Raw genomic sequence first — 18928 nt, forward strand, 5'->3', positions numbered from 1 at the left:
AGTAAATATAATTTATTACTTATCGCCTGAGAAAACTTTTACGTTATTTGAAAAATAAAACAGGCTTTAAGATATTAATGAAAAAAACCATTGTTGCCTTAATTATGCTGAACAGCTCAGCCGCCTGGTGCGCAGACGATTTTGTGGTGAAGGATATTCATTTCGAAGGGCTGCAGCGAGTCGCCGTCGGCGCGGCTCTGCTGAGCATGCCGGTACGGGTTGGCGATACGGTTAATGACGAAGATGTCAAAAATACCATTCGTTCACTCTTTGCGACCAGCAACTTTGAGGATGTTCAGGTCCTGCGCGACGGAACTACGCTGGTTGTTCAGGTGAAAGAACGTCCTACCATTGCCAGCATTAACTTTACCGGCAACAAAGCGGTGAAAGAGGATCAGCTCAAGCAAAACCTTGAGGCCTCTGGCGTACGCGTAGGCGAAGCTCTGGACCGCACCACCCTCTCTTCCATTGAGAAAGGGCTGGAGGACTTCTACTACAGCGTCGGTAAATACACCGCTAACGTGAAGGCCGTGGTTACGCCGCTGCCGCGCAACCGCGTCGATCTGAAACTGGTCTTCACCGAAGGCGTCTCCGCCAAAATTCAGCAGATCAACATCGTTGGCAATAAGGCCTTCAGCGCTGAGGAGCTGGTCTCCCGTTTCCAGCTGCGCGACGAGGTGCCGTGGTGGAACGTGGTGAGCGATCGCAAATATCAGAAGCAAAAACTGGCGGGCGATCTTGAGACGCTGCGCAGCTTCTATCTCGATCGCGGCTATGCGCGCTTCAATATCGATTCGACCCAGGTGAGCCTGACGCCGGATAAAAAAGGCATCTACATCACCGTTAACATCACCGAGGGCGATCAGTACAAAATCGCCGGCGTGATCGTCAACGGCAACATGGCAGGCTACTCGGCAGAGATCGAGCAACTGACGCAGATCCCAGCGGGCGAGCTGTATAACGGCACCAAAGTCACCCGGATAGAAGATGAGATCAAGAAGCTGCTGGGCCGTTATGGCTACGCCTATCCGCAGGTGATGACGCAGCCTGAGATCAACGACGCCGATAAAACGGTGAAGCTGCATATCAGCGTGGACGCCGGCAACCGTTACTACGTGCGTAAGGTGCGTTTTGAGGGCAATGACACCTCAAAAGATGCGGTGCTGCGTCGTGAAATGCGCCAGATGGAAGGCGCCTGGCTGGGCGGCGATCTGGTTGAGCAGGGCAAAGAGCGTCTGAACCGCACCGGCTACTTTGAGTCTGTTGATGTCGATACGCAGCGCGTGCCGGGCGTGCCGGATCAGGTAGACGTGGTTTACAAGGTGAAAGAGCGCAACACCGGCACCTTTAACTTCGGCATCGGCTACGGCACCGACAGCGGCGTCAGCTTCCAGGTCGGCGTAACCCAGGATAACTGGCTGGGCACCGGTAACAGCGTAGGTTTCAGCGGAACCAAAAATGATTATCAGACTTACGTAGAGCTTTCAGCGACAAATCCTTATTTCACGGTAGACGGCGTCAGTCTTGGCGGGAAACTTTCCTATAACGACTACAGCGCAGAAGATAACGATTTAGCGGAATATAACCTGAAAAGCCTGGATCTGGGCGGCACGCTGGGCTTCCCAGTCAGCGAAAACAACAGCCTCAATTTCGGCCTTGATTATGTTTATAACCACCTGAGCGACATGTCTCCGCAGGTAGGCGTCTGGCGCTACCTCCATTCGCAGGGGATCAATCCTGGCGTGACGACCCGGACGGTCAGTGATGATGGCAGTAGCGACGAAACATTCAGCGCCAACGATTTCTTTTTCAGTACGGGCTGGAGCTATAACTCGCTCGATCGCGGCTTCTTCCCAACCTCCGGCGTGACGGCCGGTTTTAATACAAAAATTACCTTGCCCGGTTCAACCAACAGCTATTTTAAAAGCACGCTGACCGCCAATGCCTATCTGCCCCTCAGTGATGATCACCGCTGGATATTGATGGGACGCGCAAAAGCGGGATATGCCGATGGTCTGGGTAACAAAGAAGTCCCCTTCTACGATAATTTTTATGCCGGTGGCTCCAGTTCAGTACGGGGTTTTTCCTCTAATACTATCGGGCCAAAAGCTGCCTACTATCGCTGCAACGGCACTGAGAGCAGCACCAGTACCTGCCCGGTGGAAAAATCTGATGATGCAGTCGGGGGGAATGCAATGGCGGTAACCAGCGCAGAGCTTATTGTTCCCACTCCGTTTGCCAGTGAACGTTACGAGACCTCCTTGAGAACCTCGCTGTTTGTTGATGCCGGTACGGTCTGGGATACGGGCTGGCAAAACACAGCAGAAACGCAGGCTGCGGGCATTCCGGACTACGGCGATCCGTCGCAAATCCGCGTTTCAACCGGTATGGCATTGCAATGGCAGTCACCCCTTAGGCCGCTGGTTTTTTCTTATGCGCTGCCGATCAAGAAGTATGACGGCGATAAATCTGAGCAGTTTCAGTTTAATATCGGTAAAACATGGTGATGCGATAATGAAAATAATACCAGTCAAAATCTTTACGGATTATTTATCCTGATGAAGCGGAAAATTAATTTTGTTTTCTTTAAAATGAAAAGGTGAAATGCTCAGGGAAAGAGTGTTCACAAACCATCGTTATTATGCGTTAGATTATGGCCACCTTCGGGTGGCCTCTTTTTGCATTGCAATCTTGGTTATTATCAATATTTAGTCGTATTTTAATGAAATTTTTTTACGGGAATGGTTAGCGGTAAACCAGGTTTTGTTAATCTTGTTATACAGGCTTGTGCTCGCTATTAGCACAAGCCTCTATTAGGCTTTCTGTTAAAAATTATCGCCAGGGGTAATAGGGCTGAAAGTTGGGGGCGAAAGAAGATAAAGGCGCTCACCACCACTCCGGAGGTTGTACGTTCTTGCCAGAATATTCGGCATAGTAAAGTGATGGTAATATTTTTCCCAGTGAAGTGAACTCACAATGGCAGTGCTGCAACAGGCCGAAACCAATTTCATCCCTGATGTTTTCTGTTCCTTCCGCCAGGTTCTCACCCAGAATAAACCGGCTTCTGAGAACGCATCCCCAGGAGGCGTCACGTACCAGGTGAAGCATGCGTCCGCCCAGCGGATCACCGCCGTCGTCTAGTGTAATATCTGACCCAAATCCAATGCACCCACATACAGCGCCCGACAGCCAGCCTTTACTACGTGCTTCCTGAATCCTCTCGGCGGGGAAGAAATCTTCAGGATGATGAAATTTAATTTTTGCCGACACAGGTGAAACGGCTGCCAGCGCTTCTTCGGCATGTACGGTCGCACCAATAAAGCTCTTACCCGGTACCCAGGCATCATCCCAGCCGTAGTGCGCTTTGTGGTCGGCAGGATGCCACCATTTCAGATGCTCAGTGGTATGAAAATAAGTAAACCACCATTCCAGCATTTTCCCGCTACATCCGGGCATATCTGTTCGGGCGGCAACAACCAGACGGTTATCTTCTGTTCGTGAAATGCCCATTTCAAGGCGAAGCGGGGCAGGATTTAATAGCATTTCGACTCTGTCCAGATCCCAGCTGGCATAAGTATTTATTTTCATCTGTTCCTCCTAAACGGTCAGTAATGATTTTCTAACGTTGCGGGTGTTTATTTTTGACAGGCGCTTTTTCCAGAAGGTTGTAAATAAAAGGGGTAATAAGATGAGTGCTGCTCAGGCTGTCCGTGAGGAGGTGAAACCAGCAAAAACCGAACAGCGTAACCAGAATCAACTCAACATCTGTTCCAGCGGGTAGTTCACCTTTCTCAATTGCGCTTTTGAGAATTTCTGCCGGAAGGGCAAAGCGCCTGGCCATAAACTCTTCGCGGAGCAGGGCCATGTTTTCGGAATTATTCTGGCACTCAGCAATAAAGCTGCGAAAAGCGACGCCACAGATTGTGTTTCGCCAGAGATCCCATAACGCTTCCAGCAGCAGTACGAGCCTCTGACAGACATTCTCACCCTCTGGAATTGAAATTGCTTTTTTAGTTTCAACTTCATATACCTCGGCTATCAGCTGTGCCTTATTAGGCCACCAGCGGTAAATGGTCGGTTTGCTTGCGCCTGCAAGCTTTGCCACAGCTTCTATCGAGAAGCCTGCATAGCCTTTTTCTGTCAGCAGGAGCTTAGCTGCTTCAAGGATTGCTACGTGCGACTGCTCGCTTCGTACTGCACCGCTTGAGCGCCGGGACGAGGATTTCAGGTCATTTTTCATAAAAAGGTTCACACTCTACGGGCTGAAAATATATCAAGCCTGCTATTCATTTATAGAAAACGATACGGTTCGTATCATAAGTGTAGTTCAGATCGCACGTATGTAGCTAGCAGGAACTTCAACAATATTTTGCCAGAGCAGGAGAGGTAGGGCGGTATCAGGTGCGGATAAAGGCGTTTATCAGAATGTATGGCGCTTTTATCCTGGTGCCGACACTATCTCCATGCAGAGGCGGGCCATTCGCGGTTTCGCTGTTGCTCAGCGATCAGTTTATGGATGGTTGCGGCGGGAAACAGGCGTTTGTTACGTGCTCCAGAGTTCCAGGAATGAGGTGCCGAAGCCTATATAGATGCTGTGCGCGTTAATGCGCTTTCTTTGGCTCAGGGGCAAGGCATCAACCCCTTACCAGCGCTTCTATCTCTGCTTTACATTGCATTAAAGAGCTTAGTAAGTGGTCAAATTTTTCGTCGAAGCGCAGGGCGGGGACAGCGACAGAGACAGCATAGTGATCATGAAGGCCCGTGTTCAGAAACACGCCAATTCCGCATACGCCTCGCGCATGTTCTTCGCGGTCAACGGCGTAATGACGACGCCGGATTTCACGTACCTCTTTCATAATAGAGGGCAGGCTTTGAAGCGTGTTGTCTGTTCTCACATCTGGTCGACCTTCCAGCAGACTTTCAATCTTTTCGTCTGTCAGCATGGCCAGTATGGCCTTTCCGTGTGCGGTGCAGTGACAGGGAAAGGCTGTGCCTACAGCTGAAACTACGCGAAGCTCCTGATCCGAAACGAACTGGCTGACTGAAACCGCATGGGTTCCTCGATAAACAGATAAATCAACCGTTTCACGCGTGCGGCGTCCCAGCGTCTCCATTGGCGACCTCGCAAGCGATATCACATCGGTATGAGCCGAGGCGGCAAGGCGCACCAGCGCAGGTCCAAGCTGGACACCTGTGCCTCTGGAGACCAGCAGCTGTTGTGATTCAAGCGAAGTGACCAGGCGGTGCACAGTCGTACGCGGCAGCCCGGTTTCACGGGATAGCTGAGTAATAGTCATTCCCTGTGGCTGGGCTTCAAGCGCCCGGAAAATCATTGCCGCTCGGGCAATAACCTGAGATCCGTCCTGATTTACGTCATTACTCATTACTAGCCTCCATTCATTAAACGCCTTACAGAATAACATGCCGCATCCAACACAGGGACAGCCCCGTCTGCTATGCGGACTGAATAACAAAAGCTGATGCTGATAAGCCCAGCAGGAAAAGAGCGATCTCCAGGCAGCAATTAGCCTTCCCTTAAGGCTTTATTTTTAAGTTTTTGATTTTAAATTTAAATAATTTTATGCCCCCAGAGCTTTACGGTCGTTTTACAGTTCATTCGTTGACTGAATTTTACTCGCGATCAAAACTAATGACCATTAGATGGATTTTGTGTCCATTATTCGGATAGGTTTTGAGAGGATCTTGTGGGAAAACTAAATAAACTGGCCGCGTTCACCCTGCTTGCGGTGGCCTGCCTGACAATTATGGTCGGGTGCGTTATCGTCCCCGGTCTGACTGAGATAGCCGAACAAATGGGAATACCTTCAGCAGCGAGCTGGCTGGTGACGATACCTTCTCTGGGCGTAGTAATATTTGGACCGCTGGCGGGTCGGCTTATTGACAGGACTGGAGCTTACCGAGCTTTGACCTGGGGGCTTTTTATGTATGGCCTGCTGGGCAGTGGCGGCGTACTGCTGCATGGTCTGGTGCCTGTTATGGTGGACCGGCTGCTGCTGGGCGGCGCAACGGCTGTAGTGATGTCTGCGGGTACCGGACTTATTTCAGCTTTCTATAGTGGCCATGCCCGACTAAAGATGATTGCCTCTCAGGGCATGTCAATTGAGCTGGGCGGAGTAGTTTTCCTGTTTATCGGTGGGCTGTTGGCGACGCTCGGCTGGCGCTGGCCGTTTGTGCTCTACCTAGCCGCCTGGCTTTTACTTGCCATGCAAATCATGTTTGTACCGCGGCCAGATCTTATTGACCAGACTGAAAGCCATCAGCAAGATGGCGCCGTTGCAAAACGCGGCGCGCTTAAGCCAGTCTATTTTGCGGCCGTGTTTTCTATGATCAGCTTCTTTACGGGCGTCATCATTATTCCACAGCACTTTCACGCGATGGGTGTTGGGGCTGCCAAAACCGGCTACTTTCTCTCTTTTATTTCTCTGATCGCCGTTTTTGCCGCAGCGATAATGCCGAAAGTTGTTTCCCGTATTCGTGAGTACGGCACGCTTTATATGGCATTTGGATGCTATATCGCAGCACACCTGCTTTTCTCAATAGCGTCCGGGCTTCTGCTGTTTATCGTTGGCGGCGTTCTGATGGGATGCGGTTTTGGGCTGTCAGTGCCGCTGGTAAACCATATGACGGTGGAGCAAAGTCATGCGCGCGTCCGAGGGCGTAATCTTGCTTATCTTTCTATGGCTATTTTCTCGGGGCAGTTTTTATCCTCGTTTATGGGATTTATACCGGGAAATACCTCTGTCATATTTCTCGGAGCTGCCGCGATTGGCATGGCAGGGATTTTGATCCTGATGTTATTTCATCGTATTCATCGTCACGCTGTGATTTGAGCTACGGTTCGCGCCTGAAAAAGTTGATTCCAGAGCCGGATATGAAGGGGGATATGCCTTTTAATGCTGGCTGTGAGAAAACGGGGCTTTTAGCGAACAGGCAGAGAGGGTTAGAAGACCGCGAGTGTGCGGGATGCCCGATAAACAGGCTCAGCACAACGCAAGTTCTCACTTACGTCAGCTGCCGCGCGGCATCCCAGACTTTATACAAACAGCTCGCGCTCCTGCTCAAACATTTCAGCTACCGCGTCAGCGACCATGCGTATGGAAGCGTCTTTTCGGTCGCGGCTGCGAGTGAGTAGATAAACTTCCCGGCTGGGGGGCACCGCACTTAAATCGCATATCCGCAGCATTGGATCTGCGCGACCGATATAGTGGGGGATCAAAGCGAGTCCGACGCCGGATCGGGCGGCGATAGACTGGAGAAACTGGTCTTTAGCGCGAAAAGCGATGCGAGTGCGGGGGAAGTGCTTTGTCACCCATGTTGACTGGGACAGGTATGAGTCGGCCTCGTTGAAGCCAATTAAAACCAGATTGCTCCCCGCTTCGGCCGTACGACAAGCCTCTTCTGTCCCGTAGAAACCGTATCCGACAGTGGCAAGCGGCCGCGCGATGATATCGCCATCCTTCGGCTTGTCGAAACGGATAGCGATGTCCGCCTCATGTCGTTCAAGGCTAACGGATCGCAGAACAGGCGCAAGGTCAATATCAAGCTTAGGATAACGGGCTGTCAGCACCGGAAGGCGTGAAACAAGAAAACCACCCGTAAGGCCGGGAGAGGAGCTGATCCGTATCAGACCTGAGGGCGTACCATCCTGACTGCCACGACGAAGAACCTGAGCCGCCTGCTCCATATCGCTTGCAGCCTCCAGCACATGCGTGCCGGCAGGCGTCAGTACATATCCGTCCGGACGACGCTCGACAAGTTTTTCTCCGAGACTCTCTTCAAGAGAGTGAAGGCGACGCGCAATAGTTGCATGGTTGACAGAGAGCATTCGAGCTGCGGCGGAGAGACTTCCACAACGCGCCAGCGCGAGGAAGATCCTGACATCCTGCCAGTCGAGTTCTGTGCGTTTTTTATCACTCATTGATCGAATATAGAGAATTTTCGAACAGCTGACAATGCCTTATCTTTCGTTCATCCACTCAGAATGAAGGAAGAAAAAGATGTCAGATATTAAGAAAGTTGCAATCGTTACCGGCGCCTCACAGGGAATGGGTGAGGCTATCGTGAAGGCGTTCCTGAACAGAGGATATGGCGTTGTCGCTACGTCGCGCTCAATACAACCATCCAGCGATTCCTCTCTTGCCACTATCGCGGGGGACATCGGCGATCCTGATACGAGCAAGCGTCTGGTAACGACGGCGCTGGAAAAGTTCGGTCGCATCGACACGCTGGTGAATAATGCCGGCATTTTTATCGGCAAGGCATTCACAGACTATACGGAAGAAGACTATCGCCTGAAGCTGAAAACCAATCTCGATGGATTCTTCTTCGCCACTCAGGCGGTTATCCCGGTGATGCTTGAACAAGGCAGCGGCCATGTCGTTCAGATCACTGCCTCGACGGCGGAGTTCGCCAGCTCGCGTTCACCCGCTTTTATTGCCATGTTGACCAAAGGCGGCATGAACGCCGCTACTAAAAGCCTGGCGATAGAGTATGCCACTCGCGGCATTCGGGTGAATGCCGTCGCTCCTGGCGTTATTCGCACGCCAATGCACAACCCGGAAATTGTTGAGCAGCTGGCAGCCTTCCATCCCATGAACAAACTGGGCGAAGTGGAAGACATCGTGCGGGCTGTTCTCTACCTGGAAGATGCTGTCTTTTCGACCGGTGAGATCCTGCACGTCGATGGCGGTCTAATCGCTGGTCGTTAATCCCTCAGAAGAGGAACGCTATGAGCGCTCCTCTTTTCCTTAAGGCTGCTGTGCTCGTTAAAGAACCATGCCGGACGCGGATCGGATTTCTGCCGCTCAGAAGGCAGCCCTCTATAAAGAGCATCACCAGAATTAATAACGAGATATGGTAAATTTTTGAGCGGGCCGATATAACAAAGGAAGGACAAGGCCATCATCGAGGAAAACATGACGCTTTCGCACGAATTAATCCTGATTTACACCACTTACTTTGTTGCCACTGCCAGCCCCGGGCCAAGCAATATGGCTATTATGGGGACGGCAATGAAAAAAGGCCGCGGCGCCGCGCTGGCTCTGGCGGGTGGTGTAATAAGCGGTTCGATGATGTGGGCATTGCTGGCGGCCTGTGGCGTGCTAACCGTACTGGCGACCTTTGCACAGCTGCTGATAGTGTTAAAAATCGGCGGGGGTTTGTATCTGTTATGGCTGGCATTTAAAGCGGGAAAATCCGCGCTGGCCCGCTCTGATTCCAGTATGGTTACCACCAGCGATAAAAGCGTTGCGTATGGCAAGCTGTTCCGCCAGGGTATTTTGATGCACGTTGGCAACCCTAAAGCTATTCTCACCTGGGTGGCGATCATGTCCGTCGCACTTAAACCGGGCGCGGCAGCCTCTACATTACCCACTATTGTTTTCGGCTGTGCGGCCATTTGCATGCTGGTGTTCTGCGGCTATGCGCTACTCTTCTCAACCGCCGTAATGAGCGCATTTTATCGTCGTATCCGTCGCGGGCTTGATGCGCTGTTAGCATGCTGCTTCACGATTGCGGGCCTCAAACTGGTATTTAGCCGTAGCTGAAAAGAGCGCTTTATAGCTTATTATTTTATCTGTTCGTCAGATCTGCTTTTGATTCAGGCGAACAGTAATAACTATTCTGACAGACTCCTCCGGCTCTGCGGCTGGAGTCTGTTGGGAAAGCAATGCCTTTAGTAACTGTACTGACTTTACATAGCAGAAGCTGTGCGGCTACCAGAGGTCATGTATGGTGGTTAATAAAGTAATTTATGTAGGTGATATATTCGTCGTTCATTGGCGAAGGCAACCGGTCAGCAGGAAAAAATTCAAGAGACAGACCTTCGGCAGGATCGTTGATTAATTCACCTGACCAGTTTTTTGTGAAATACAGGGCGGTAAGGACGTTAATTTCATCCTTATTTTGCAGGATAAAACTGTACTCTTGTCCTGAAAAAATCTTCAGAAAGGTAAGCGAGTGAACATCGAGGTTGGTTTCCTCTTTCACTTCCCGAAGGGCAGTTTGTTCCAGGGATTCTCCAGGCTCCAACAGGCCTCCCGGTAGTCCCCAGGTTGAGTCTGTACGTTGCTGAAGTAATATATGAGCGTCATCCCGCACAATGATGACATTAGCGCCCGCAAGCAAAAGCATACGGTGGCCGATGATGCTGCGCATTTCTGAAACGTAGCTCAAATTAGCTCCTTAATGATGGGAAGAATGACTGCACCTGCTGCTCAGCATCAGATTATTATCTGGCGACCCGGCTTTGAATGGGTCCATCCTGGTTTCCCCCAGTCCTGAGCATTCCTCAGCCTGATTCCGCTTGCGTGCAGCGTTGACTGCCAGACACCTTTCAAAGGCGTCAGCCTGTCTAAAACGCGCAGCGAAATACCTCTGTTTGCAAGCTCTGTGGAAAGGCGGGAAAGATGCGTAAGGCCCAAGGGGATAACCTCAGTCCGGCAAACCCACATCCCAACTTCACCCGTGTATTCAAAGCTGTCTGCGGGTAACTCATATCTGAAAACCTGTCCGAGGTTAAACCGCGAAAGCCAGGCCTGTTCTATACAGGCTATTGCTGTTGAGCTGGTGGCCTCGCCCATCCATCGTTCCTTGTCCGTTTGGGTAGTTTCAGGCAGAGGCCAAAAAACAATGCGTGGACACTCACGCGGAAAAAGGTAGAGAAATTCATGAGCTTCATCTGTTGCCCATATTAATGAACCGTTCAGCCATTCCTGTCCTGCTGGCCTGTCGACATGTACCCGCAACGGGCGCGGCCTGAAAATCGAAATATTGGGGTTATCACTGAAATGAAACAGGCGCATTGAGCACTCCATTTTTGAAAGCTCAGGTACAGCAGATCGAACTTTTTATTATGTGGCACAAAGGTTTTATTTATATGAATGCTTTTTTCCTGTTTAAATGAGGGGGCAACCGGAAGCGGTGCTGAGTTCAGCTTTTCATTTTAGTAATGCAGTACTGCCTGTAATGTCGCTGTCAACCTGCCTGTTCCCGGTGTGCGAAACCTGGATATCTCGATTCCAGCCGGACAGAAAAACAACCTTCACCTGTCGAATCAAAATGCTTTCGAAGTTGCAGAACAGCGATAATCGTAATATCGTTAGTTACATGAAAAAAGACAGCCGACTTTCTACCGTATTGCATATCCTGCTGCACATGCAGCTTCATGCTAAACCACTGACTTCGGAGTACCTCGCACAGTGCGTTGGGACTAATTCAGTTGTCATCCGTCGCATGATGGGGCTTTTACGCACCCAGAATCTCGTTTCATCGACGGCGGGCCCCGGAGGGGGCTGGTGCCTGACGGCGCAGCTCGACCGGGTTACTCTGCGCCAGCTACATGACGTACTGGGAGAGCCAGCCGTTTTTGCTATAGGCAATCGCAATGAAAACCCCGAATGTCTGATTGAGCAGGCTGTTAACGCCGCCCTGGGTGATGCTTTCTCTGAGGCTGAAGCGCTATTGCTGGCCCACTTCGGGCGCATCACCCTTGCCGATCTGCTGGCTGATGCTGAAAAACGCAATCACGGAGGTAAGAATGAAATATGACGTAATAATCATTGGCGGTAGTTATGCAGGTATGGCGGCTGCCCTTCAACTGGTAAGGGCGCGACGTCAGGTTCTTATCATTGATGCAGGGGAACGAAGGAACCGTTTTGCCAGCTACTCGCATGGTTTCCTCGGTCAGGATGGCATCGCTCCAGAGGTGATTTTTGAAAAGTCTCGTGAGCAACTCATGCGTTACCCTTCTTTGCAGTGGTTCGAGGGACGCGCGGAGAAAGTAACCGGTAAAAAAGAGGCATTTCAGGTACAGACTCTCGCAGGCGACTGCTTTGAGTCCCGCCGTATACTCTTTGCCACAGGGGTCAAAGACCATCTGCCTGAGATTGATGGTCTACAGCAGCGTTGGGGACAAACTGTATTTCACTGCCCTTACTGCCATGGCTATGAGCTAAACCTGGGAAACCTGGCGGTCATTGCAACCGGCGAGATGGCCGCACATCAGGCGCAGATGGTTGCAGAATGGGGTAGCGTTACTCTCTTCACTAACAATGTTGTTGAACTGAACCAGGAAACAGAGGCGGATTTACGTCAGCGCGGTATCATCGTTGAAGCCGCTCCAGTTAAGCGACTGGTTAATGATGCGGATATTGAGCTTGCCGACGGGCGTATATTAAGTTTTGCTGGAATCTTCACTGCTCCCCGATGCCTGCCCGCTACGGACATTGCGAAAAGCCTGGGCTGTGAAATGGAAGAAACTCTGTTTGGTATCCAGATCCGCAGTAATGATATGAAGGAAACGACCATCCCCGGCGCGTTTGCCTGCGGAGATGTGGCCCGCGTACCGCATTCAGTTTCTCTGGCGGTTGGTGACGGCGCATGGGCAGGAGCAACCGTTCATCGGTCGCTGATATTTTGAACCGCAATGCCAAACCAGCATTATTACCACAGAGCCTGTAGCTCCAGCCAGTTTGTAGGCCAGACCTGGCCTTTTATCGCTTAGATATAACGGCCTTCCGTCGCCACTGCGTCAGTTGCGCGAGTGCTGGCAGCTTGCGAGTGTCACCTGACCAGAAAAGATACGCATCCATTTTTTATGCACAATTTTGTGCTTTAGTTCCTGTATTGAATACTGGCTGACTTTTCAGGAGCGTGACCTTGAACCGCCGTTTATTTCTTACCGGTCTGGCTGCAACCGCCTTTGTTTCAAGCCGCCTCTCCTTTGCCTCGTCATTAAGGGAACATACCCTTATTCCGCTCTGGAACAGCACGCCCCCTGGCGGCGGTGGGCCAGTGGGGCAGATGCGCATTTCTGCTTCCGGAGCACAGAGCAATATAAGCGTTCCGACTCTCACCGTTATTAATCCCGTCCGTCCGAATGGACGAGCGGTGTTAATAGCAGGAGGAGGTGGTTACAAGCGCATTGAGGCAGGTAAAGAGTCATTGCCCGCCGCTGCATGGCTAACCGCGCGGGGATATACAAGTTATATTCTGAGCTATCGTCTGCCAGATGAAGGCTGGCGCGACGGGAATCTGGTCGCGTTGCAGGATGCGCAACGAGCACTACGCATAGTCAGAGAGCGGGAAAAAAAGGTCAGCGTCCTGGGATTTTCCGCTGGTGGGCACCTGATGGGAATGCTTGCACTGCGTCCAGGGTTTGAATCTTATGCACCCACAGACGGGATTGATCAGATTCCTGCAAAAGTCGACAGCGCAGCGCTTATATACCCCGTCATTACGCTTGAAAAACCTTATACGCACACTTCTGTGCATAAAATATTTGCAGGTGCACAGGCTTCATCAGCAGCAGAAGCTGAATGGTCTGTTCAGAATTATGTTACGCCTTCTGCGCCTGCCTTTTTTCTTGTTCAGGCAAAAGATGATCCTGTTTCAGATCCAGCTAATACTCTTATTATGTTTTCGGCCTGTGAGGCAGAACATGTGCCCGTAGAATTACACCGCTATTCGAGTGGTGGACACGGTTTTGGCATGGGAAGGCCTGGAACCCCTACAGAAGAATGGCCCCAACGATATGAGAAATGGCTGGCTGAGCACTGATTAATGTCTTTTTTAGAGGACAGACAAAGTCTACTCCTGGCGCAACAGGGCTTAGCGCGATTCCCAACCCGCTACGAATAAGAGACTGGCATACGAGACAGGCTAAGATTCAGCGAGATGTGTCGATAAATAGAATTGAGGCGACACATCATAACTACTCGTTTCGGAACCGGAGGTTCATGAAGGGCTCTTGCGGTGAATATTGATTAAATGCTGGTTAATCCTTTCACTAATATTAAAAATGCAATCCAGATGATTGCTGTGTTTAATAATTAAACTCCTTATATTCTGGTTTCCACATCCTTCGACAAATCTTATCGTTTCTCGCGTATCGAATAACTCATCTTTCGCGGCAAAAAAAGCTGTTACGGGCAATGACAGCGCCGCCAGTTGTCTGGCAGGCTGAGATGGCGTCAGCGCATTCGCCATATTTACGCTGTATCTCTTAACAAATTCAGGCTTTAACGCCAGCACTTCATCAGGGAAGTTAAGCGTCACCGCAAAGCGATTACCACACAGTAATCCCACACTGAGCGCATTTAATATGAAAGGCCACTTATTCACAGACGCAAATGAAACTGAGGCTTTTTTGCGAATCTCTGCTGGCGCAAACGGCCCAAATTCTGGAGTAAGTAAAATCAAGCTTTCGAGCCTTTGGGCTGGTTTATGGCGGGTGAGGTAATTTATTAGCATTCCCCCTCCGCTTGAATGGCCAAACAGATGAATCCTGATCCCAGGAAAAATTGAGCGCACATGTTCCAGAATAGTATCGACATCTCTCCATATCTGCTGCGGATGCAAAACTGTTCCCTTATGACCCGCGGAGCGCCCGTGTCCACGTATATCGATAAGACAGACACAAACAGCTCCGCATTGACTTAACTGCCGGGCAAGTATATCGTAACCGGCGTCTGAATTAACGCCACCACCGTGATAGACAAGAAGCACATCCTCAACTGCGCATTTTGGTTCATAGAAGCGGATAAACAATCCTTCTATTTGATAATCAGTTACTTTTTCAGCGAGGGGTAATAAGTTACTAAGCTGCTTATTTATCTCATTAAAACTAATAAAGTCAATCAAGGCCGAAAATCCCTATTGCTAACAATCACTACCTGTGAAAAACACTGTGCCTGTTATGCACTATTGTTTAATAAGTTCTCCAGCATAACATTTCCCATCTTAGCTTTAACGCTTATTTACTGAAGCTGCTCACTGCTAAACGGTTTCGTCTCTTCGCCTGTTCAAAATTTATTCATCACAAAGTAACCGGAAGTTTTGAAATGCGCAGCCGCCACCCTTTATCTATACCTTCCTCGGAACGGTATTAAACATGCCGGGCAGCGTTCAGCTTTACAAATTAATGAACTGAGCTGTCCCCAGCAAAGGCGTGTTAGTGGGGCTTTAAAAATTATGTCCCTGCGAGCAGCGGAAGAGTCCAAAGCGCCATTATCCGCTACTAACGTAGTGGCTTTATGTCAGTGGGCGTTGTCAGACTCAACGCTGTGCCGTATGGAAAGTAATCTCGTAACCATCGGGATCGGCCGTCACAAAAAAGCGGCCAAATGGTCCGTCAGCAAGCGGGCTCAGTATAGTTCCCCCCCGGCTAATAATCCGATCGTGTAGCGCATCGGCGTCGGTACATGCTATCCACAGCACCAGGCCTGCTCCAGGTGACCCTTTTTCGGGAAGCTCACGCAAAGGCTCTCGCAGAGCCAGTGGAATCGGCTCGGTCTTAAAAATAACGGCTCCGGGAGGGCAATGTGGTGAGGCCTCAAAGCCGTAAATTTCAGTGTAAAATTTGCGGGATGCGGCAAGATCGCGTACTTGCAAGGCGATGAAATCAGGGCCGATTAGAGTTGCCATGTTAATGTCCGTCAGTCAATATAAGGATCCTGACATTAATATAAGGGCACTGATATGTCAACGCAGAAACTGCCGCCTCGAAAAGCGGAGGAGTGGGTAGGCTATAACCTGAAAATAACGCAGCATCGATTGAGGCTGCGTCTGAATGCGGAGCTCGAGCAGCTTGGCATTACCGCTCCCCAAAATGCAGTTTTGCTGGCCGTGGCTAATAATCCGCGTATTTCTAACGCCGAGTTAGCCCGATCGGCCTTTGTAACGCCGCAAACTATGCAGGCGATCCTGGTTAATCTGGAGCGAAGTGGCCTGATTACACGCAAATCACACCCGGAACATGGTCGCGTTATCATGACCGAACTGACGGCGGCAGGCCAGAAGGTCGTTGCCGACGGAGCGAAGGCAGCAGATACCGTGGAACGGCAAATGCTCTCAACCCTGTCAGCTGAAGAGACCCGGCTTCTTTGTGAGTTGCTTAAACGCTGTGCTGCTGCTCTGGAAGACAAACCGTCGGGAGGATGAGGCCATTTTTACTTGATTCGGAAGAACCATTCTTTAGCCTGCATTGGGCACGTCTGACCTGTCAGACCGCTAGCCTTAACCGATAGATCAGGCGACCGCTTCCGACATAAAGCGGCCCGCCACTCTTGATAAAACCCTGACTGGTTAGCAGTCAGGGGGATAACAATCAACAGCAGGGCAGCTCGAACTCGCGCCTGCCTGCCAGGATTATTCAACCGCGATGGGCTTATCATCCACCCTGGTTTTTTCGTCACCCTGAATCTGCCTGATGCGCTGCTCAGTTTTGTTGACCGCGCTGGCGTCATTCAGCAGCGTATAAGTCAGCTCAAATGTGGTGCTTTGTCCGGGTTGCAACTGTTTCACGCGATCCTGTTCTTTTTCAATCGTGACCGGATAGGCATAGTTAGTGCCTGGCTCAATACCGGTAACGTAGCCCTGTTTCAGCGTGTCAGTGTTTTTCCACATGGTTAACAGCGGCAGCTGGTGAGTATCAAATTCAATTGAGGCGCCTTTATCTCCTTTGCTGTTGATCACCGCGGCCAGCGTTTTGCCGTTGTTGTCCGCTTTCGGCACAAGGTTAAAGACCATCTCATCAAAGTCTTTAGTTGGCGCACCGTAAACGTTCCACTCTTTCAGGCCCGTTTTGGCATAATCGTTAAAGGGCGAAACGGACTTCAACGGCGCGATAAAGCGCGCATTTTTTTCCAGAATCGGCGTTCCAAAATTACTGTGGTAAATGATCTGATAGTCATGCGGATAATCACCACGGTTGGTCAGCACATCATGCAAGGTAAAGGAATTAGTGCCAGGCACATAACGTAGCTCGGTCCAGGTTTCCAGATTGGCTTTCTTGAAGGTGTGCTCTTTTAGCAGGCCGCGAACGCGAATCTCATGAGGCGCGTTATCGTCGACAGTAACTTCTACCCTGGAAGCTGGCGTATTACCTGCCTTACCATGCAAGGTATAAACCATGCCATCTTTCACTACCGGATGCCCTGTCCATTCGTAGCCGCAACGCACCATCATTTCATTGAATCCCTCCAGCCAGCCTAATCCATTACGGCTTTCGAGATTGATATAGGCGGGATTGACGACCTCATTTACCGGCGAATCCCATCCCAACCGGACGCCATAGCCATTCACATGCAGAAGATCCATGCCGCGCGTTGGGCTAAGCGCAATGGTCAGCCCATTTTTGCTCGTGATGGTCAGCACTTTTGAGCCTTCCTGCTTACCACCGTGTAAAACTTTTTGCTGTAAGCTGAACGCTTCGCCGGATAGCTTCAGCTGTCCACTGTCGATCTGCCAGTTTCCCTTGTCAGTTCCCGCTTCAGCATCTGTCAGCACCCACGTCTGTGCTGTAGCCTGACCACTAATTGCCGCCATAACCATGCCTGTTAAAAGTGCAGTTTTCATTTTTAAGCATCCTGTTGCTGAATTGATTTAGCTAAAGTCGGCCAAGAGTATAAATAGCAGTCGCGGGAAAACGTGATGAGGCTCACCTGGCGGAATTTTCTACGCATTGAATAAGATAAATAAGAACCGTGTCACATATTTTTGCTCAAAAAAAGCACGATTCAAGTGAGTGTATGAGTAATAAGAAAGGAAAAATGCGATTTGATTAAATCGTTTCAGCTAAAGATGTGTTTAACCTGCAGGCTTCTCATTCATTAATAAATCACAAGTTTTGCATAACAGGTTCATTAAAGGAAAAGGGCGCTGTCAAAGCGGAATCCTATAACGGCGAAGCGGCCTTGGAGACCCCGGCACACACCATCAGTCAGAGTCTGAAAGAGGCTGAGGCGTTTCTGTCACAAAACCTTATCCATATGCGCGATAGCGGGCTCAACGTGAGAAAATGTTTGTCACACAGCTATATGCCTGCAAGCCGTAATACAGCCACAAGTAAAGTGTGCGCTTAGCAGCAAAATCCCATCATGCCGATTGTCAGCGTTGAAGCCACCTCGTAGGCTGAAAACGATTTTATTGAGTCATTTTTATGATCAATGAAACATATATTCTAATTACAAGCTTACCCTGGAGTCCGTAATGAAAATCCTCAAGGCGATACTGTTACTTGGCCTGCTATCCAGTTCTGCCTCAGCGCTGGCAGAAAAAATCGGCGTATCGATGGCTTACTTCGACCAGAATTTTTTAACCATTATTCGCCAGTCGATTAATAAAGAGGCTAAAGCGCGCGGACTTGATGTGCAGTTTGAAGATGCCCGTGGCGATGTAGGCCGCCAGACCGATCAGGTGCAGAGTTTTATCGGTGCTGGCGTAGACGCCATCATCGTTGACCCTGTAGATTCCGCCAGCACCCCACAGCTGACCCGGCTGGCACAGCAGGCGAAGATTCCGCTGGTCTATGTGAACCGCACGCCGGGCGATAAAACGCTGCCGAACGGCGTAGTGTTTGTTGGCTCCGACGAGCGGGAGTCGGGCACCTTGCAGATGGAAGCGCTGGCTAAAATGGCTAATTACAAAGGCAATGTGGCTATCATGATCGGTAACCTGACCGATGCCGGCGCGCTTCAACGTACTAAAGATGTAGAGCAGGTTGTAGCGAAATATCCAGGAATGAAAGTAGTGCAGAAACAGCCAGCTAACTATGCACGTAACGAAGGCATGGATCTGATGCTGAACTGGCTCGGTAACGGCGAAGAGATTGATATCGTTGCTGCCAATAACGATGAGATGGCGATTGGTGCCGCAATGGCACTGGCTAAAAGCAATAAGAAGGTTTTGGTAGGCGGCATTGATGCCACACCGGACGGGCTGAAAGCGATGGCGCAGGACAAAATGCAGGTAACGGTATTCCAGGATGCTGTGGGTCAAGGCAAAGCGTCAGTGGATGTGGCGCAAAAGCTAATTAAGGGCGAGAAAGTGGATTCGCACCTGTGGATCCCATTCGAGCTGGTGACCAAAGAGAATATGCAGAAGTACGCTGCGAAGAGCGAGTAATTAC

18 protein-coding genes are annotated in these 18928 nt (G+C 50.3%); 9 read left to right on the forward strand and 9 right to left on the reverse strand.

The features are described from left to right. Positions 1 to 71: 71 nt before the first annotated feature. A complete protein-coding gene (gene bamA / locus MHZ89_RS14060; RefSeq protein ID WP_311783714.1) occupies positions 72 to 2507 on the forward strand; it encodes an outer membrane protein assembly factor BamA in 2436 nt (811 codons plus the stop codon). A 379-nt stretch (positions 2508 to 2886) separates the two neighbouring features. On the opposite strand, the gene MHZ89_RS14065 is transcribed toward bamA, so the two are convergent. The 3 genes from MHZ89_RS14065 to MHZ89_RS14075 all read right to left on the reverse strand — a co-directional run bounded on the left by MHZ89_RS14065 (position 2887) and on the right by MHZ89_RS14075 (position 5384). Beyond that, entirely contained in the window at positions 2887 to 3588 is a 702-nt protein-coding gene (locus MHZ89_RS14065) for a DAPG hydrolase family protein (RefSeq protein WP_311783503.1), read from the reverse strand. 31 nt (positions 3589 to 3619) lie between these two features. Further along, the gene (locus MHZ89_RS14070) at positions 3620 to 4240 is read right to left on the reverse strand and encodes a TetR/AcrR family transcriptional regulator (RefSeq protein WP_311783504.1); all 621 of its coding nucleotides are present in this window, start codon (positions 4238 to 4240) and stop codon (positions 3620 to 3622) included. Positions 4241 to 4634: 394 nt separating this feature from the next. Next, on the reverse strand, positions 4635 to 5384 hold the full coding sequence (locus MHZ89_RS14075) for an IclR family transcriptional regulator (RefSeq protein ID WP_311783505.1): 750 nt from the start codon (positions 5382 to 5384) through the stop codon (positions 4635 to 4637). 339 nt (positions 5385 to 5723) lie between these two features. Between MHZ89_RS14075 and MHZ89_RS14080 the strand changes: the two genes are divergently transcribed. Further along, positions 5724 to 6851: an MFS transporter gene (locus tag MHZ89_RS14080; protein WP_409373289.1), complete on the forward strand. Its 1128-nt coding sequence runs from the start codon at positions 5724 to 5726 to the stop codon at positions 6849 to 6851. Between the two features lie 203 nt (positions 6852 to 7054). Here MHZ89_RS14080 and MHZ89_RS14085 read toward each other — a convergent pair whose 3' ends face one another. Further along, positions 7055 to 7939: a LysR family transcriptional regulator gene (locus tag MHZ89_RS14085; protein ID WP_311783507.1), complete on the reverse strand. Its 885-nt coding sequence runs from the start codon at positions 7937 to 7939 to the stop codon at positions 7055 to 7057. Positions 7940 to 8018: 79 nt separating this feature from the next. Between MHZ89_RS14085 and MHZ89_RS14090 the strand changes: the two genes are divergently transcribed. Both MHZ89_RS14090 and MHZ89_RS14095 read left to right on the forward strand, forming a co-directional pair. Continuing rightward, the gene (locus MHZ89_RS14090; RefSeq protein ID WP_311783508.1) at positions 8019 to 8729 is read left to right on the forward strand and encodes an SDR family oxidoreductase; all 711 of its coding nucleotides are present in this window, start codon (positions 8019 to 8021) and stop codon (positions 8727 to 8729) included. Between the two features lie 207 nt (positions 8730 to 8936). Beyond that, complete coding sequence (locus MHZ89_RS14095) at positions 8937 to 9566, forward strand: LysE family translocator (protein ID WP_311783509.1); 630 nt, start codon at positions 8937 to 8939, stop codon at positions 9564 to 9566. Positions 9567 to 9744: 178 nt separating this feature from the next. On the opposite strand, the gene MHZ89_RS14100 is transcribed toward MHZ89_RS14095, so the two are convergent. Then, positions 9745 to 10194, reverse strand: coding sequence for an NUDIX domain-containing protein (locus MHZ89_RS14100; protein WP_311783510.1), 450 nt, complete (start codon positions 10192 to 10194; stop codon positions 9745 to 9747). A 47-nt stretch (positions 10195 to 10241) separates the two neighbouring features. Next, positions 10242 to 10823 (reverse strand): DUF6886 family protein, encoded by a 582-nt coding sequence (locus MHZ89_RS14105; RefSeq protein ID WP_311783511.1) that lies wholly within the window; start codon positions 10821 to 10823, stop codon positions 10242 to 10244. 163 nt (positions 10824 to 10986) lie between these two features. On the opposite strand from MHZ89_RS14105, the gene MHZ89_RS14110 reads away from it, so the two are divergent. From MHZ89_RS14110 to MHZ89_RS14120, 3 genes are all read left to right on the forward strand, one after another. Further along, positions 10987 to 11568 (forward strand): Rrf2 family transcriptional regulator, encoded by a 582-nt coding sequence (locus MHZ89_RS14110; protein ID WP_311783512.1) that lies wholly within the window; start codon positions 10987 to 10989, stop codon positions 11566 to 11568. After that, entirely contained in the window at positions 11558 to 12439 is an 882-nt protein-coding gene (locus MHZ89_RS14115) for an NAD(P)/FAD-dependent oxidoreductase (RefSeq protein ID WP_311783513.1), read from the forward strand. Before MHZ89_RS14110 ends, MHZ89_RS14115 begins: the two co-directional genes overlap by 11 nt. 239 nt (positions 12440 to 12678) lie before the next feature. Beyond that, positions 12679 to 13578: an alpha/beta hydrolase gene (locus MHZ89_RS14120; RefSeq protein ID WP_311783514.1), complete on the forward strand. Its 900-nt coding sequence runs from the start codon at positions 12679 to 12681 to the stop codon at positions 13576 to 13578. 177 nt (positions 13579 to 13755) lie between these two features. Here MHZ89_RS14120 and MHZ89_RS14125 read toward each other — a convergent pair whose 3' ends face one another. Further along, positions 13756 to 14661: an alpha/beta fold hydrolase gene (locus MHZ89_RS14125; RefSeq protein ID WP_311783515.1), complete on the reverse strand. Its 906-nt coding sequence runs from the start codon at positions 14659 to 14661 to the stop codon at positions 13756 to 13758. Positions 14662 to 15075: 414 nt separating this feature from the next. After that, on the reverse strand, positions 15076 to 15444 hold the full coding sequence (locus MHZ89_RS14130) for a VOC family protein (protein WP_311783516.1): 369 nt from the start codon (positions 15442 to 15444) through the stop codon (positions 15076 to 15078). A 54-nt stretch (positions 15445 to 15498) separates the two neighbouring features. On the opposite strand from MHZ89_RS14130, the gene MHZ89_RS14135 reads away from it, so the two are divergent. Next, positions 15499 to 15960, forward strand: coding sequence for a MarR family transcriptional regulator (locus MHZ89_RS14135; RefSeq protein ID WP_311783517.1), 462 nt, complete (start codon positions 15499 to 15501; stop codon positions 15958 to 15960). 207 nt (positions 15961 to 16167) lie between these two features. Here MHZ89_RS14135 and MHZ89_RS14140 read toward each other — a convergent pair whose 3' ends face one another. After that, the gene (locus MHZ89_RS14140) at positions 16168 to 17376 is read right to left on the reverse strand and encodes an aldose 1-epimerase family protein (RefSeq protein ID WP_311783518.1); all 1209 of its coding nucleotides are present in this window, start codon (positions 17374 to 17376) and stop codon (positions 16168 to 16170) included. A 633-nt stretch (positions 17377 to 18009) separates the two neighbouring features. On the opposite strand from MHZ89_RS14140, the gene MHZ89_RS14145 reads away from it, so the two are divergent. After that, positions 18010 to 18924, forward strand: coding sequence for a sugar ABC transporter substrate-binding protein (locus MHZ89_RS14145; RefSeq protein WP_311783519.1), 915 nt, complete (start codon positions 18010 to 18012; stop codon positions 18922 to 18924). Positions 18925 to 18928 lie beyond the last annotated feature (4 nt).

This window comes from Pantoea sp. ACRSB (genome assembly GCF_022346905.1).
In the GTDB taxonomy this organism is placed as follows: domain Bacteria; phylum Pseudomonadota; class Gammaproteobacteria; order Enterobacterales; family Enterobacteriaceae; genus Pantoea; species Pantoea piersonii.

Bases quoted from the DNA above. Each gene is read 5' to 3' on its own strand.
- MHZ89_RS14070 (WP_311783504.1), bottom strand. From the start codon at position 4,240: ATGAAAAATGACCTGAAATCCTCGTCCCGGCGCTCAAGCGGTGCAGTA.
- MHZ89_RS14135 (WP_311783517.1), top strand. From the start codon at position 15,499: ATGTCAACGCAGAAACTGCCGCCTCGAAAAGCGGAGGAGTGGGTAGGC.
- MHZ89_RS14115 (WP_311783513.1), top strand. From the start codon at position 11,558: ATGAAATATGACGTAATAATCATTGGCGGTAGTTATGCAGGTATGGCG.
- MHZ89_RS14145 (WP_311783519.1), top strand. From the start codon at position 18,010: ATGAAAATCCTCAAGGCGATACTGTTACTTGGCCTGCTATCCAGTTCT.
- MHZ89_RS14140 (WP_311783518.1), bottom strand. From the start codon at position 17,376: ATGAAAACTGCACTTTTAACAGGCATGGTTATGGCGGCAATTAGTGGT.
- MHZ89_RS14075 (WP_311783505.1), bottom strand. From the start codon at position 5,384: ATGAGTAATGACGTAAATCAGGACGGATCTCAGGTTATTGCCCGAGCG.
- MHZ89_RS14095 (WP_311783509.1), top strand. From the start codon at position 8,937: ATGACGCTTTCGCACGAATTAATCCTGATTTACACCACTTACTTTGTT.
- MHZ89_RS14105 (WP_311783511.1), bottom strand. From the start codon at position 10,823: ATGCGCCTGTTTCATTTCAGTGATAACCCCAATATTTCGATTTTCAGG.
- MHZ89_RS14110 (WP_311783512.1), top strand. From the start codon at position 10,987: ATGTCGCTGTCAACCTGCCTGTTCCCGGTGTGCGAAACCTGGATATCT.
- MHZ89_RS14085 (WP_311783507.1), bottom strand. From the start codon at position 7,939: ATGAGTGATAAAAAACGCACAGAACTCGACTGGCAGGATGTCAGGATC.
- MHZ89_RS14090 (WP_311783508.1), top strand. From the start codon at position 8,019: ATGTCAGATATTAAGAAAGTTGCAATCGTTACCGGCGCCTCACAGGGA.
- MHZ89_RS14130 (WP_311783516.1), bottom strand. From the start codon at position 15,444: ATGGCAACTCTAATCGGCCCTGATTTCATCGCCTTGCAAGTACGCGAT.
- MHZ89_RS14065 (WP_311783503.1), bottom strand. From the start codon at position 3,588: ATGAAAATAAATACTTATGCCAGCTGGGATCTGGACAGAGTCGAAATG.